General features: G+C 43.5%; 14 protein-coding genes. 2 read left to right on the forward strand and 12 right to left on the reverse strand.

Annotated elements, in window-relative coordinates:
* Positions 1-108: 108 nt before the first annotated feature.
* Positions 109-1569: a sodium:alanine symporter family protein gene (locus DW015_RS04080; protein ID WP_117904402.1), complete on the reverse strand. Its 1461-nt coding sequence runs from the start codon at positions 1567-1569 to the stop codon at positions 109-111.
* Between the two features lie 87 nt (positions 1570-1656).
* Positions 1657-2652, reverse strand: a complete 996-nt coding sequence (locus DW015_RS04085) for a LacI family DNA-binding transcriptional regulator (RefSeq protein ID WP_117904404.1) — start codon at positions 2650-2652, stop codon at positions 1657-1659.
* 194 nt (positions 2653-2846) lie between these two features.
* Between DW015_RS04085 and DW015_RS04090 the strand changes: the two genes are divergently transcribed.
* Entirely contained in the window at positions 2847-3146 is a 300-nt protein-coding gene (locus DW015_RS04090; RefSeq protein ID WP_242988917.1) for a hypothetical protein, read from the forward strand.
* A 68-nt stretch (positions 3147-3214) separates the two neighbouring features.
* Here the strand turns inward: DW015_RS04090 and DW015_RS04095 are convergent, their stop codons facing one another.
* The 10 genes from DW015_RS04095 to DW015_RS13575 all read right to left on the reverse strand — a co-directional run bounded on the left by DW015_RS04095 (position 3215) and on the right by DW015_RS13575 (position 15235).
* Positions 3215-4225 (reverse strand): N-acetylmuramoyl-L-alanine amidase, encoded by a 1011-nt coding sequence (locus tag DW015_RS04095; RefSeq protein WP_117904406.1) that lies wholly within the window; start codon positions 4223-4225, stop codon positions 3215-3217.
* A gap of 210 nt (positions 4226-4435) precedes the next feature.
* The gene (pyrB, locus tag DW015_RS04100; protein ID WP_117904408.1) at positions 4436-5524 is read right to left on the reverse strand and encodes an aspartate carbamoyltransferase; all 1089 of its coding nucleotides are present in this window, start codon (positions 5522-5524) and stop codon (positions 4436-4438) included.
* A gap of 109 nt (positions 5525-5633) precedes the next feature.
* Complete coding sequence (locus DW015_RS04105; protein ID WP_117904410.1) at positions 5634-6731, reverse strand: DHHW family protein; 1098 nt, start codon at positions 6729-6731, stop codon at positions 5634-5636.
* Between the two features lie 20 nt (positions 6732-6751).
* Positions 6752-8140 (reverse strand): MBOAT family O-acyltransferase, encoded by a 1389-nt coding sequence (locus tag DW015_RS04110; protein ID WP_117904411.1) that lies wholly within the window; start codon positions 8138-8140, stop codon positions 6752-6754.
* The gene (locus DW015_RS04115) at positions 8133-8756 is read right to left on the reverse strand and encodes a DUF4093 domain-containing protein (protein ID WP_117904413.1); all 624 of its coding nucleotides are present in this window, start codon (positions 8754-8756) and stop codon (positions 8133-8135) included. Before DW015_RS04115 ends, DW015_RS04110 begins: the two co-directional genes overlap by 8 nt.
* A 3-nt stretch (positions 8757-8759) precedes the next feature.
* Positions 8760-9818, reverse strand: coding sequence for a DNA polymerase III subunit delta (gene holA / locus DW015_RS04120; protein ID WP_041337271.1), 1059 nt, complete (start codon positions 9816-9818; stop codon positions 8760-8762).
* The gene (locus tag DW015_RS04125) at positions 9787-11787 is read right to left on the reverse strand and encodes a ComEC/Rec2 family competence protein (RefSeq protein WP_117904415.1); all 2001 of its coding nucleotides are present in this window, start codon (positions 11785-11787) and stop codon (positions 9787-9789) included. The genes holA and DW015_RS04125 overlap by 32 nt, the downstream gene beginning before the upstream one ends.
* 60 nt (positions 11788-11847) lie before the next feature.
* Positions 11848-12189: a histidine triad nucleotide-binding protein gene (locus DW015_RS04130; RefSeq protein ID WP_022286776.1), complete on the reverse strand. Its 342-nt coding sequence runs from the start codon at positions 12187-12189 to the stop codon at positions 11848-11850.
* 62 nt (positions 12190-12251) lie between these two features.
* Positions 12252-14909, reverse strand: coding sequence for an alanine--tRNA ligase (gene alaS / locus DW015_RS04135; protein ID WP_117904417.1), 2658 nt, complete (start codon positions 14907-14909; stop codon positions 12252-12254).
* 53 nt (positions 14910-14962) lie between these two features.
* Positions 14963-15235, reverse strand: coding sequence for a hypothetical protein (locus tag DW015_RS13575; protein WP_207659351.1), 273 nt, complete (start codon positions 15233-15235; stop codon positions 14963-14965).
* Between the two features lie 26 nt (positions 15236-15261).
* On the opposite strand from DW015_RS13575, the gene DW015_RS04140 reads away from it, so the two are divergent.
* Positions 15262-16113, forward strand: coding sequence for a putative RNA methyltransferase (locus tag DW015_RS04140; RefSeq protein ID WP_242993215.1), 852 nt, complete (start codon positions 15262-15264; stop codon positions 16111-16113).
* The last annotated feature ends 2 nt before the right edge of the window (positions 16114-16115 follow it).

Below are 16115 nucleotides of genomic sequence, written 5' to 3' on the forward strand. Positions count from 1 at the left end.
TTTGGTGATTTCAACAAATAATCATTCATTTTTTTGGTGATTAAGCCTACAGCATAAAAAAAACGGAAACAACATTCAGCCGTTTCCGCTTCATATAAAATACGATATCTACGCTCTTACCAGCTTATTGATTCGTTTTGCTCTGGAATACTTCGCCACATAACGCCTTGTATCCTTACTGATAACCCCGCTGAGAGCAAGCAACGCTATAAGGTTTGGCAGTGCCATAAGTCCATTGAAGATATCAGCGATCGTCCAAACGGCAGAAACCGTCATATATGGTCCGATAAATACAGCGAGGATATAGAGATATCTATAGACCATGACCACCTTCATGTTGCTGTTAAAAAGATATTCCATACACCTTTCACCGTAATAGTTCCAGCCAAGGATAGTTGTGAAAGCAAAGAACACAAGACAGACCATAAGAATAAATGCAGGTATCATTGACGGCAGGAACGAGAAGCCGTTCTGGAAAGCGTGATTTGTGACCTCAACGCCCTCAAAAGGCTTGCCTGTTACTGGGTTGATAGCCTCGTAGCTTCCCATCATTACGATAGCAAGACCTGTCATAGTACATACAACGATAGTGTCGATAAATGTGCCACACATAGAAACAAGGCCCTGTCTTACCGGCTCTTTTGTCTGAGCGGCTGCGGCTGCGATAGGTGCCGAACCAAGACCTGACTCATTTGAGAAAATTCCTCTGGCAACACCCTTTTGTATAGCAATGAACATTGTAGGAAGAGATCCGCCTGCGACAGCCTTAAAGCTGAATGCCTGTTCAAAAATAAGAGCGACAGCGTGAGGGAGCTTCTGAATGTTTATAACAATAAGTGAAAGACAGGCAACTATATAAACGACCGCCATAAACGGCACAACTACCTGAGAAACACTTGAGATCCTCTTTATGCCTCCGATAATAACAAGTGCGGCAAAAATAGTTATCAAAAGTCCGGAAACTATAACAGCCCATGTATAGTCAGCGCCAAAAATATTCACTGTATGTTCCTTTTTAGGATCAAAGAAAGCCTGAACTGCCGATGAGATACCATTCACCTGAGAGAAAGTTCCGATACCAAAAAGTCCAACGCAAGCACCAAAGAACGCAAATACCTTTGCAAGCCACTTCCACTTCTTACCCATGCCGTATTCTATGTAATAGAACGGTCCACCGCAAACGTGTCCATCAGCGTCCATACGTCTGTATTTGATAGCAAGAAAACCCTCGGAATACTTTGTCGCCATACCAAGGAGTGCCGCTATCCACATCCAGAGGAGCGCTCCAGGTCCGCCTGAAAGCACACCAATGGCTGTTGCAACACCGACGATATTTCCCGTACCTATGGTTGCGGAAAGTGCGGTGCAAAGTGCTGCAAAGCTCGATATCTCGCCTTTGCCACCATTTTCGTTCTGAAACATAAATTTCAGTGCCTTTGGCAGGTGGAATATCTGAAGAAGCCTTAGCCTAAAGGTGAGGAATATTCCCACAGCCATAATGAGTACGATAAGCGGTATGCCCCAGACATAGCCATCTATCGTTTTAAGTATATTTGTAAATTTCTCCATGCCCTAAAAAATCCTTTCTTACAGAAAATAGGCAGTTTTTACGGAAAAACTGCCTTATTTCTCCCCTATCTATTTTTACGAAAGTAATTAGTCGCCTGTGGACTCTCTTAAAATTATCCTGTGGTCAACAGTATAATAATGATTATCCTTAGTAGTCTTATTCATGTTCTCAATAAGCTTTGCCACAACAAGCTCGCCCATTTTGGAGCAAGGCTGTTCAACCGTTGAAAGTGTAGGGATTATCCACTCACACATGGATATATTGTCAAATCCCATTATGGCGACATCTTTGCCCACATCAATGCCCATATCTATTGCCTTGTGCATTGCAGAGATAGCAAGCAAGTCTGACACAGCGAAAATCGCCGTAGGCTTCTCATCAAGTGCATTGAAATATTCAAACGCTCTGCCTCCGCAGTCATAGTCATAGGACTCTTTATAGATATATTCATTCTTTATCTCTATGCCATATTCTTTTAATGCTCTTATATAGCCGTTCTCTCTTGCAGTGGAGGAGATAGCCGCAGAGTTCGTTCCGATAAAGCCTATCCTTTTATGACCCTTTTTGATAAGAGCAGCGACAGCGTCAAACGCAGCCTGTTCATCGTCAACAGCGACAGTAAGCACATTTGCGCCCTCCACGCCCTCACAGCACAGAGCAACATTATAATTCTCTGCGAGCTTATTAAGCGAAGCTGCGTCATACTGAGTGCCAAGAAGGATAACACCGTCAACAGTTCTGTTAAAAAGCATATTCATCTGCCTTGTTTCAGCGGTCGAGGTTGAATAGGAAACTGCAGTTATGATATCGTAACCAACTTGTCCTGCATATTCCTGCATACCCATGACTATCTTTGAATAAAGGGAATGTTCAGAGGTCGGCATAATTACAAGAATAACATTCGTTTCGCACTTTCTAAGATTTCTTCCCAGAAAATTCGGAGAATAGTTGAGCCTTGCAATAGTTTCATTGACTTTTTTTGTTGACTCATCTGATACGTTACAGCTTCCGTTGAGAACCCTTGACACTGTCGCCACTGAAACACCTGCTTCCTTGGCAACATCTTTTATTGTAATGCTCATAGATCTTATCCTTTCTGCGACAGCATACCGCTGAAATAGTCATACCATTATCAATTATAACATATTTTGAACAATTCTCCAATATACATTCCTAACAAAATTGTAAACGTTTTTTAGGCTAATTTAATTAAGAAGCAGACTAAACGCTTGAAAAAGGAACAGTGATATGCTATAATATCATAAACGAATGATTTTTGAAAGGAAAATACGCAATGCTCCATGGTTATTTTGATATACCCACATTTCACTATTTTGAAGAAAAAAACACCTGGTCCGGCAGCAATTACACCAATTTCAGCTACCGCATAGACCCTATTCTCGGCGATGAAAAAGAGCTTTATGTCAGAGTATGGTACGGCACAAAGTGCGTCACAGAGGTAACAGACTTTGTGGCAGAATATCACGAAGAATACTCTGAAAAGGGTCTTGAAAACGTTCTGGCAGACCTGACGAAAGAATTTGAAAAATTCAAACTCATCAGAAAAGAGCTTTAACAACAAAAAGGCGAACACGGTTTCTCTGCATTAGCAGAAACGAACTGTGTTCGCTTTTATTTTTTTTATCAATACCACTCGTTTTCCTGAGTATTATAAACGTCAGCAGAAGAGTCCGTCTGCATCGGCTGTGTCATAGCGTCAACCGCAGAAGAAGAATCCTTATTGTTCACAGGCTTCTCAGGTGAGATAAGCTGCTCAGACATAAGTCTTTTGCCGCTTTCATCAACAAGACCAACATCAACAGCTGTCTGAACTATACCGTCAGCAATAGCTTGTCCATACTCGGTAAGGTGTTCGTCAAAAAGCTTATTGTCGATATCCTCGGTTATAAATCCAAGCTCCACAAGACAGCTTGGCATAACAGTGTCGGCATTTATGTAGTAGTTTACACCGGAATTGCCAACGTAGCCATACTGTACTCCTCTATTTTCAGATATACCTACCTTTTCAAGATCATCAAGTATATTCTGTGCAAGCTTTGTGTCATATTCAGGCTCAGAATTGTTTACCCAAACCTCAACGCCCGAAATATCACCGTCATAGCTGTTTCGGTGAAGTGAAACATACATATCAGCCTTGGCGTTATTTGCCTTTGCGCATCTTTCGTCAAGCTCAAGGAAAGAGTCATCATCTCTTATCATCACCACATTGACGCCGTATTTTTCAAGATATTTCTGCACCTCAAGTGCGACCTTTAAGTTATCGTCTTTTTCATATCTTTTTCCTGAGGCGTCAGTTGTGCCGCCGTCATAATCACCGTGACCTGCGTCAACACACACTGTAAAGTCCATATTTGAATACTTCGCAGGCTCGTCTTTTTTATCCTCAGCAGAAGAAGCGTCCTCCTTCACAGCGACAGAAGATGTATTATTCAATACCTTGTTTGTTTTTTGCGTATCGTCTCCTTTGATCTTTGATACTACCAAGGCTGTCAGCTTTACCAGACCAGTCACAATGCCGATAAGTATTATCAATGCAATAATAATTCTGTTCCAGTATATTTTTTTCTTTTTCACCCTTCTGACAGGCTTTCGTCCGTAGATCTGTTCAAACTCCTCATCTGAAAGTGTATTCATTAGATCAAAGCTCCTGTAAAAAATTTATCCATTTTAATTATACCACACGCTCAACGTTAATTCAAGACTGTTTGTTACCACATTGTAAGAATTTCGTTACTTTTAACGATTTTGCATATCTCGAGTCTATTAATATACGCTATCTGCACAATAAAAAAGGGCAAGCAAAGACTGACACACAGCCTTTGTTTACCCCATTAAGCTCTTATTTTATTCCACCAATGTTCTCTCGTCACAATATTCGCAAACAAGCGTTGTGCCGTCGCCTTTGAACCAATGTGGCAGATACTTTTCGTGGTGAGTGATACAGTTAGGATTTGAACAATCAACGTGCTTATGCACTCTGCCCTTCATAAGCGGCTGCGAAGCACCGTCGCCGTTTATAACTGTAAGTATGAGTGCCATTCTGATATACATACCGTATTTTGCCTGCTTGAAATACATTGCTCTCGGGTCATCGTCCACCTCGATAGCTATCTCGTCCACTCTTGGCAGAGGGTGAAGCACGATAAGGTCAGGCTTTCCCATTGAAAGCTTTCTTGTATCGAGTATGTAATTTCCGCTCTGAGACTGATACTCCTCCTCAGAAGCAAAACGCTCTTTCTGTATTCTTGTCATATATAGCACGTCAAGCTCACCAATAACCTCTTCAAGGTCGGTAACTTCTTTGTACTCCATGCCTGCCGCTTCAAGGATATCCTTTACATACACAGGCAAAGCAAGCTCAGAGGTTGAAACTAATATGAACTTATTGTTTGGAAAACATACCATTGCTTTAATAAGGGAATGGACTGTTCTGCCGTTTTTAAGGTCACCGCAGAAGCCTATGGTCAGGTTATCAAGTCTGCCCTTTTCTTCTTTAAGTGTAAGCAGGTCTGTAAGTGTCTGTGTTGGGTGGAGGTGTCCACCGTCGCCTGCGTTGATAACAGGGCAATCAGCAGTGAGTGCCGCAGCCTTTACCGAGCCGGCGGTAGGGTGACGCATTACCATGATATCGGCATAGCCGGAAACTATCTTTGTGGTATCCTTGATATTCTCTCCCTTTGCAACGGAAGAAGTGGCAGGATTGTCAAAGCCAATTATCGTTCCCCCAAGACGGAGCATAGCGGTCTGGAAGGACATCTGCGTTCTTGTTGACGGCTCATAGAAAAGAGTACCCATTATCTTGCCCTTGCAAGCCTCGCTGTAGGCGGCAGGGTCCTGAACTATCTTATGACCTAGATCAAGAAGTTTCAGCCACCAAGATACAGGATAGTCATTAAGATCAATAAGATCAAGTCTGTTTTTTTGCTCACTCACATCAAACACCCTCTCAAATATTCAGACATACATTATGCCGCACATTCCTTGTACGGCATTTTCTTTATTATATCACACCTGCTCCATTTTTTCAAGTACATAGCCCATATTATTTGAGTAGGTCAAAATTTGTTTCATCTGCAAACTGGTCGCAGTCATACATAAATAATATCTGGTCATATGCACTCGTATCTGCCACGTCAGAAAGGGTCTTGCCCTCCTCTTTGAGCTTGTCAGGGTCTACCAAGGTTATCTCGCTGTAGTGTGGGGTAAGAAACGGCACCAGGGTATTGGCATAGCTTCCTTTGATGATAAGAAGCTTTGGTGCGTCCTCTGCAGTTGTCTTGACCGTTGCCTTAGTAAAGTTGTCACCTTGCAGGAAGATAGCCGTTTTATCTGCTGTTTTCAGTGCAGATCTAAAATAAACAGATTTTGAGGTAAGCACCTGATCTTCTCTGTAAAGCTCCACAGAATCCACAGTAGTCTTATACTTTGAACGGAAGATGTTCACTCTGTCTGCGCCTATGCTGTTATAGCAAAGTTCACTGTAAAGTCCCCCATAATAAGAATTTGAGGTATATTCCTGATCGTAATTGGACAGAGCGACCGGCTCAAAACCCAGCTCTTTTATGCCGTCTGCATATGCAAAATACGCCCCGAAAGAAGTCCACTTTCTATCTGTACGATAGTAAACGTAATTATTTCTTGCAGAATACATAGGAAAAAACGTATCTATAGTGTCTATCCTGCTGTCTAGGTCATAATAGATATTATCTATCATTTCACGCTGGTCTGTGTTTGAAGTATAAGCAGGCAGCTTAGCAGAATAGATACCTGCGGCAGTCGGAGCTAACATAACATATACAGGTGTATCTGTGTTTTCTGAAAAATCATTTATCTGCGAGATATTTTTATCAAGCCTGTCCTTATCAAAATCTGTGATCTCTACAAGACGATCTTTAAGGATATAGATATTATCAAAATTTTTCTTACCAGTCATCACAAACATGGTCGTTCTGAGCGACTTCCAATTTGAGCTTAGAGGAAAATTACTGCTAACATAAGTCTGAACGTTTTGTCTTATATCTGAACTGTCTGCCTTTTCACTTTCAGATCCATGTCTGCCCATCACGAGAGTATATGCCGCAAACATTATGACTATTACAAAAAATGCGCTTACTGCGATAAAATCAGCAGCCTTTTTCATTAATGTTCACTCCTCCCATTTTATCTCACAAACAAATTCATAGACGAATTACCTCCGCCCACAAGAAAAGCTGTACTGATAAGCAGAAATCCTATAGTGAGCATTGGCTCGATTATATAAACTATATTAGTATTGAGCTGCATTATCCTGCGTTTGAGATATCTGCCGATACCTGTTGCAAAAAAGCCGCAGATAAGATACATCACAACTCCTGTTTTTATCACATACGATGCAAGAACATCTCCTGCAAAACTTCCCCCGCCGAGCATTGCGGCAACATATCCGCAGGCTGAAGGCAGGCTGTCTATCGCAAGAAACGGCAGACCTACAAGAAACAGGACATTCATCACCGCACATCTTACCCCTGTAGGCACAGCCGCAAGAATATTTTTCAAGAGATATTCTATGCCAAGCATAACACAAATAAACGCTGCACACAGCATTGTGTGTCTGCCGTAGCCATACCAAACCGAGCCTGCAAGCACAGACAGTATCAATGCCCAAAGGCAAACGCTGTCTTTATTTCTACATATAGGTCTGTAGAAATAATCTCTCACCCAACTATAAAAGGTGCAGGCAAATCTTTTTATAAGCTCATTAAAGCCTGCTGACATAAACGGCAGATCAAAGTTATCAGGAAGTTCAAAGCCGAGCATTGAACCAATACCCTGTGCAATATGCGAATAAGCTCTAAGCTCATAGTAGAACGCAAAGGAGAAAGCTATTATCCCAAGCCATGCACAAGCGGCGGAGAGCGAATCTGTACTTACTCCCCTTATGTGCTGCCACATCTCGTACATAGGATCCGACAGAAAAAGCTTCTCCGCAAAGCCTATAAGCATAAGCTTTATGCCCTCTGCAAGCTTTCCGGAGGTTATGACAGGTTTTCTAAGCTGTTCGCTCATATCTGAAAATCTGAGTATCGGTCCACAGCTAAAGCATGGGAAAAAGCATATATATTGAGATACCAAAAGAAAATTCTTCTCAGGCTCTATTTCTTTCCTATAGATATCCATGCAGTAGGAGATGCCATGGAGAGTGAAAACGCCTGCTCCCCACACTGGGAAAAGCTTTAGCATTGCGCCTTTGCCTGTGAATATAGACGTCACGTCATAGCTGCTGTGACCGCTTCTTATGAATACAAGAAGCACTGCCATATTTGCTACCACCGATAATATGAGCCATAGCCTTTTAAGTCCTTTTTTGTCTGCAAAGCGGTGGATAAGCCTGCCGCAAAAGTATGATACAACAGCACACACCGCCATTGGTATTATCCCCCATGTGGACACCCACAGACACAGCACAACTGTTCCAAGCAGGAACACGGCTTTTCTGAAACGCACCCCTGACAAAGCGTATACTCCCATAAAAACAGGAAGAAAGAAATATAAAAATTCAAGACTAACCAACGCTATTCTCCTTGTCTTTATTGTTTTCTGAGGTCAATTCCTCTATGAGTGCTTGCAAGCTTTCTTTATCGAGCATTGTGTTCACCACTTCAAGCAGTGCGTTTGCAGTGAGCTTTTGGGGCAGCGACAGCTTTTCGCACACAAGCTGTCTGAGCCTGCTGCTGTCAGGTCTGCCGCTTAAACCTAGCTCATAAAAGTCAAGCTTGGTCATGAGTTCTCTGTCTGCGACCTTTTCGCCTATAATGCCTGCTTTTTCAAAGGCCTCCCTGATAATATCCGCAGGAACGCCCTCGACCCCTAACAAGCCCTCTTTTGACGGCTCTGTCTTGCGCTTTTCTTTGCCGAATATCTCAGGAACATACACGTTCACAATATCGCCTTTGGGGACGATACCCTTTATATGCCCTCTTATGCGAAAGCCTGCTGTGTCAGAATCGGTAAGAATTGCTATTCCGCCATGCTGAGCATAGTATCTTATAAGCGCTGCCTTGTCAGGGTCTTTATAGATACGAAAGCCGTTAGTGACGATTATAACGCCGTCAACTATGGACGAAAGCTTTATCTTATCATATTTTCCCTCAACGATTATTGCCCTTGATATTTTAAGTTTTTCCATTTACTAACACCTTAACGCCATTGACCTTGCAAGCCCCTGCTCGAGGGTGAGCATATCTCCGTCTTTTCCTCGTGACCTTGTTTTGAGCATAAGGTCGGTTTCAGAAAGTATCTCAAGCGTTTTTCTTATACGCTCCGCCGAGATATTTCCGCACTCGGAATAGGCGTTTTTTACTGCAAACTCTCTGTTTTTCGCATAGGAAAAATCTTTAGCCACGTCTGCAACGCTCCTGCCAGAGGAACGTGCAAGCTTCGCCCTATAGATATCCGCAAGGGAAAAGCCGATTATTCCTATGATAGCATACGGCTCATAATTCTGCACGTCGAGTTCACGCAAACGTGTGAAGACCATTGCCGCATTGCCTCTGAGGATATTTATTGCAAGAGAATATCCGTCCGACTCGATACGCCTGATACAAAGCAAGTCGATATCCTCTCTTGTTACCTCCCTGCCCTCTGCATAAGCCGAAAGCTTTTCAAGCTCCTTGCTGATAAATGCAGTGTCGCACAAACAGAGGTTTGCAAGATACTCTGCGTTGCTTTTTGTTATGGTACAGCCGCTTTTTGCAAGATAAGTAGATATAGACTTTCCAAGGTCGGAAGCCCTTTTGTATTCAAAGTTGCAGACAGTGCCGTGCTTTTCGCAGAAATCTGCAAAGCGCTTGTTTTTGTCTGTAAGATACTTTTTGTTCTTGAAAAGATCAACTCCTGTGGCATAGATTATCACTGTGGTGGTTTCGCCAAGAGAGCCTAGGATCTTTTTCAGGTCGTCAAGATCGTCCTTAGTCACTGCGTCTATATTAAGGTCGTTTATAGTCACCACCACACGTTCTGCCATAAAAGGCAGAGCTTCGCAAGCGTCTGTAAGCATTGGAAAATCAAGATTTTTGCCGTCAAGCTTATGAAAGTTCATGACCTGAGCGTCGGCAGGGCAAAGCTTGTTCACAAGCCTTTTTGTAAAGCTTTCAAGTGCCGCTGTATCATGTCCGTAAAAATAATAAAGGCTGTCGATATCATTCTCTCTTATTGTTTTACCAAGAGCCGAAGCCGTAAGCAAAGCCATAGTCCATCCTCCTTATCTGCGAATTTTTCATATCTATCATCAATGGGTATTCTTCATCTGTTGTGTCAAGGTTTCTGCCGTTTATGGTGACAGAACCTTTTTCTATAGTGACCACACAGCCCTCGGTGGTAATTTTATAGCCGTCCTCCAATGCTTCTATCTTAACACCGTTCCAATCAAGCTGTGCGCCTGTTATGAATGGCAGTTCGCTGTCATTATCAGGCTCGCCATTTATATAAAATCTGTCAGGTCGTATAGTCATCTGCTCGTTATATTTCGTTAAAGTGTAATACTGTTCGCTTTCTATAAATGCGCCTTTTAGCTCTTTTATGCCGTAAAGCTCCAAAAAGCTTTCCATACCGCTGTTGAGCTTACCCTTACTGCCGATATCGAAAACCATACCTTTTGTTTTATCATACAGCACAGCCTGCACAGCATTTCCTTTTGGCATTACAACTATCTTTACCGAGCCTCCAAAAGCAAGAGAAAAATTATACACCGCTGTCCAACATACAAGCATTAGAGCAGTGCAAAAAGCCCCAAGCTTTACTGACTTTCTCAGAAACATGACCGCCACAGGCACAAGGCAGGTAACGAGCATTACAAGACCAAGTGGTCTTACTCCACGAGGAAGATAGGCAAAGCTGAATTTTGAAAACAGCTCAGCAAGAAACAGAACGGCTTTCAGAAGATACTTTACCACCGTCAGCACAGGATAGGCTATTATTGCCGCACCGCCTGTTACCGCAGTTATTACCGTCAGACCCAGAGCAAGGGTACATACAGGCACCAGCAGGATATTTGATAGTGGTGCAACAAGAGATATTTCGCTGAAAAACATTAGCTGAACAGGCATTGTGCAAAGAAGTATCGTCACCGCTGTGACTATTTCACGCTCAATGCCGCCAAGAATATCCCTGCGCTTTACCATTGTCACCGCTTTCGGGCATACAACGCTTATAACAAACGCTGCTGTGAACGACAGCAGAAACGAGCAGTCCGCCGCCGCATAGGGCGAAAGAGTGAGTATTACAACAGCGCAAAGGCAGAGAGTATTTGCTGGGTCTGGTCTACGGTAAAGGAGCGGTGCGGCAGTGACCAAGGTCAGCATAACAGCCGCCCTCACAACGGATACTGAAAATCCTGCAAAGACCGCAAACGCCCACATTACCACTGTTTGGACGGCAAATATCACACGCTTATCCTTGCTTAGTTTCTGCATGAGCCAGCCTATCATGGCACTTATTATGACCACATGAGTTCCCGACACGGAAAATATATGACCTATGCCACTACGATAGACCGTGAGCTTCGTTTGCTTTGAAAGCTCAGTTTTATCTCCGCAGAGCATTGCAGCGGCAAAACCACCCTCATCTCCGCCTATGATATCGTTTATCAACATGAACATCTTGTCACGATAATGCATTATACTGCGTAAAATGGTGTTTCCGCCGCCTGTGACTTCTATGCTTTCAGCGGTCGATCCTTGGAGAAAAATGCCTTTAGGTCTGTTATACTGCTCTGATTTGAAATTGATGCTGTCTTTTATCCTGCTGACCTTTACTGTCGCCACGATATTGTCATAGTAATCATATTCAATGTCATCTGCATAAAAGGTCAGCCTGCCTTTTACTCCCCCAACAGTACCATTGACACTTAGTCGACAGGTGTCAGAGCCTATATAGCTTATGTCGGTTATCTCGCCTTTAACTGTGACGGTCTTTCCGTCTAAAGCTGTCAGTTTATCATAGAAAATGTGAGTATAAGCGGTATTGACTCCCACCGCTATCAGGAACGAAACAAAGCAGAGAGCTATATGCTTTCGGTATCTCTTAAAAAGCGCAAAGGCTGTAATGGCTACACACGCTGACGCAAGTGCGAAAACTGCATTGTTCCTCCCCCAGCCAATGGTACAGAGAAAAAGTCCTGCAAAATACGAAAAGCCGATATAACAGCTTTTTCTCACCATTGCCGCCGTCCCCCTTAAAACTAAGGGCGGATAAGAAATTTACCCGCCCGTTTTATTTCTTTAACCGGCTGGCCAAGCAAGTGGTCTGCCTGCAAGAAGATGAAAATGAATGTGGAAAACACTCTGTCCTGCCTGCTCGCCGCAGTTGGAAACAACTCTGAAACCGTCCTTAAGGTCGAGGTCTTTGGCAAGCTTTGCGATAACTTCATAGATATGTGCGATAACTGCACTGTTCTCAGGTGTTATCTCGTCAAGCTTTGAAATATGCTGCTTAGGGATAACAAGATAATGAATCGGAGCTGTAGGAGCAATGTCCTCAAAAACGTATGTCAGCTCGTCCTCGTATATTTTTTTTGAGGGTATTTCCCCGGAAATAATTTTACAAAAAAGACAATCTTCCATTTATCTCTCCGCCTTTCAAAAAGGGGTAGGCTGCACAGCATTTTGCACAGCCTTTGCCCATATTATTTTACAAATTCGCCAACTATTTCGTTTACCTTGTCAAGTGCCTCGTCGATCTTGAATCTGTCGCCTATGCCAGCCATAGCAGAGTCAGGACGTCCGCCACCCTTACCGCCTGTGAGTGCTGCTACCTTGCCTGCTATCTTGCCTGCGTGTGCACCCTTTGCAACAGCATTCTTGCCGCAAACTACAACAAGGTTTGCCTTTTCACCGTCAACACCTGCAACAACTGCAACTGCGTCAGCTTCTCTTGCTTTAAGCTCGTCGCCCATTTTTCTGAGCATATCAGGCCTTGTATTTGTGAGCATTGCAGTAACTACCTTAACGCCGTTTATCTCATATGGATTATCGAACAGCGACTTTGTTTTGAGATTTGTTATCTCTGCCTGCAAAGCGTCTCTTTCCTTTTCAAGATCCTTGACTTCCTGCATGATAGTGTGGCATCTCTTTACGATGTCCAGTGGATTTGCAAGCTTAAGGCTTTCAGCCGCCTGCTTGATAGTTGCGGCTCTTTCCTCAACAAGCTCCAGAACGCCTCTGCCTGTTACGGCTTCGATACGTCTTACGCCTGAAGCTACAGAGCTTTCGGAGATTATCTTGAACAGACCTATTCTTGAAGTATTGTCAAGATGTGTACCGCCACAGAACTCGATAGAGGCTGTTTCATCGCCGTCACCCATTGTTACTACCCTTACAGTTTCGCCGTATTTCTCACCGAACAGAGCCATAGCGCCAAGCTTCTGAGCTTCTGCGATAGGCATTTCTTTCATTTTTATATCAAGAGCTTCAAGGATATACTTGTTTACAAGTGCTTCGACCTTGAGCTTCTCCTCTGCTGTCATTGCGTTGAAGTGAGAGAAGTCAAATCTAAGTCTGTGAGCGTCAACGAGCTGACCTGCCTGATGAACGTGTTCACCGAGAACTTTTCTCAGTGCAGCCTGAAGCAGATGTGCGCAGCTATGGTTTCTCATAACAGCATAACGTGTCTTTCTGTCAACAGTGAAGTGAGCCTTCTGACCTACAGCTATCTCGCCCTCTTCAACAACCGCCTTATGAGCGAACTTGCCTGCAACGACCTTCTGTGTGTCAACGACTCTGCACTTACCGCTTTCTGTAACGATAGTACCAATATCGCCCACCTGTCCGCCGCTCTCTGCATAGAATGGCGTCTGTGAAGATACGATATATACTTCATCGCCAGCCTTTGCGTTTTCGATAAGCTCATCATCAGTTGTGATGAATGATATCTCGCTGTCGCCCTCGAGCTTGTCATAGCCGATGAACTCTGTGTGGAAATTCTTATCTATCTTATGGAAAACAGTTTCGTCTGCACCCATATACTTTGTTGCAGCATGAGCGTTCTTAGCTGTTTCTCTCTGCTTTGCATAGCACTCAGCAAAGCCCTCTTCGTCACAGGTCATGCCCTTTTCTTCAAGGATCTCTCTTGTAAGGTCGATAGGGAAACCGTATGTGTCGGAAAGCTTGAAGCAGCTCTCACCGTCAAGCTCCGTCTTGCCGTCTTTCTGCATCTGTGCGATAAGATCGTCAAGTATCTTCATACCTCTGTCGATAGTGGCATTGAAGTTCTGCTCCTCAGTTGTGAGCACCTTTACGATATAGTCATACTTTTCTTCAAGCTCGTTATACTCACACTTGTTGCAGTCAACAACAGTTTTTACAAGGTCTTTGAGGAAAAGTCCGTTTATGCCGAGAAGCTTTCCGTGACGAACGGCTCTTCTGAGCAAACGTCTCATAACGTAGCCTCTGCCCTCGTTTGACGGCAGGATTCCGTCTGACGCCATGAATGTTACAGAACGGATATGGTCTGTGATAACTCTGATAGAAACGTCCTTTTTGTACTCTTTGCCGTACTCACAGCCTGCTATCTTACAAACATGATCTCTGATAGCCTTTACTGTATCAACGTCAAAGATAGAGTCAACGTCCTGCATGATAGAAGCAAGTCTTTCAAGACCCATTCCTGTGTCGATATTTTTCTGCTTAAGTGGAGTATAAGTGCCGTCCTCATGTCTTTCAAACTGTGTGAACACAAGGTTCCAGAACTCCATGTATCTGTCGCAGTCGCAGCCGACTTTACAGTCAGGCTTGCCACAGCCATATTTCTCTCCTCTGTCAAAATATATCTCAGAGCATGGACCGCAAGGGCCGTCTGTTCCAGCCTCCCAGAAGTTGTCTTCCTTGCCCATTCTTATGATATGATCCATTGGAACGCCAGCGTCCTCATGCCATATCTTCTCAGCCTCGTCATCGTCCTCATAAACAGAGATATAAAGTCTGTCCTTTGGCAGTTTGAGTACCTGTGTAACATACTCCCATGCCCATGCGATAGCCTCTTTCTTGAAGTAATCGCCGAATGAGAAGTTGCCAAGCATTTCAAAATATGTGCCATGTCTTGCCGTCTTACCAACGTTTTCGATATCGCCTGTTCTGATACACTTCTGACAAGTTGTCATTCTTGTTCTCGGAGGTGTTTCCTGACCTGTGAAGTAAGGCTTCAGAGGCGCCATACCTGCAACGATAAGCAGCAGGCTGTTATCGTTCTGAGGTACGAGAGGATAGCTCTTGTGTCTTAAGCAGCCCTTGCTCTCAAAAAATTTCAGATAAGATTCACGCAGTTCGTTAAGTCCTGTCCATTCCATAAATTCAGATCCTTCCAAATGAAATTATTCGCAAAATAAAAAACGGCTCGTCCCTAAACATGGGACGAAACCGACAGTTCCGTGTTACCACCCAAATTGCCGAACTCATCGCCCAGCCACTCGAAGCCCTTTAACGCAGAGCATACGTTGCTGTTTTCAGCACCGCTCAGGTTAGCCACCGAACTTGTCGCAAAGGCTTTCACCCACCGCCTTTTCTCTTTACCGACACTGTTTCGGATAATTCCGTCACCGCATTTTGCATATATTGATATTATAAAGCATAACCCGACGATTGTCAAGCACTTTTTTATTAATAAAATATCCATTGCTAAAAGCAGGGGGAAATGCTATAATGTTCAGGGTGATTTATATGTATGTTTGTCCGATATGCAAAAAACGGCTCAGAAGGCTTGACAACGTATGGCACTGTCAGAACGGTCACAGCTTTGATATTGCGAGAAAAGGATATGTAAATCTGCTTACCACAAAGGGCAGAAACCCTAAGAACGCAGGGGATAATGCGGAAATGGTAAAGGCGAGAACGGATTTCCTCGACCGTGACTATTATCTGCCGCTTGCGGAGAAAACGGCTGAGGTAATGGGTGGTCTGCTTGAAAACGTAAAGCAGCCTTATATTATCGACAGTGGCTGCGGTGAGGGCTTTTACACTGTGAACTATGCCAAGGCACTGCCAAAGGCGAAGTTTTACGGCATTGACATATCAAAGGCGGCAGTTGCCCACTGCATGACGAGGATACATTGCGAAAATATCACAAATTGCGAATTTGCAGTGACATCGTCATTTCAGCTTCCGTTTATAGACAAATTTGCAGACCTTATCGTATGCACATTTGCACCTGTTTCAAACGACGAATACGCAAGGGTGCTGAAAGACGGCGGAAAGCTTGTGGTAGTTTCCCCATCCCCAAGACATCTGTTTGAGCTTAAAGAAGTGCTTTATGAGAAGCCTTACGAAAACAAGCCCAATGTATACGGACTTAATAAATTTGACGAGTCAGAGGAGATGATTTTTGAATACCCTGTGGTGCTTGAAAGTCAGGAGGATATTTTCAATCTTTTTACAATGACTCCGTATTACTACAAAACATCTGCCGAGGCGGTGGAGAAGCTTAAAAAGGTCGACAGACTTGAGCTTACCTGCGGCTTTTCTATCAGGACATTTACGAAAAAGAGAGGTTTTTGATA

The sequence above is a fragment of the Ruminococcus sp. AF37-20 genome, assembly GCF_003460465.1.
Classification (GTDB): domain Bacteria; phylum Bacillota; class Clostridia; order Oscillospirales; family Ruminococcaceae; genus Hominimerdicola; species Hominimerdicola aceti.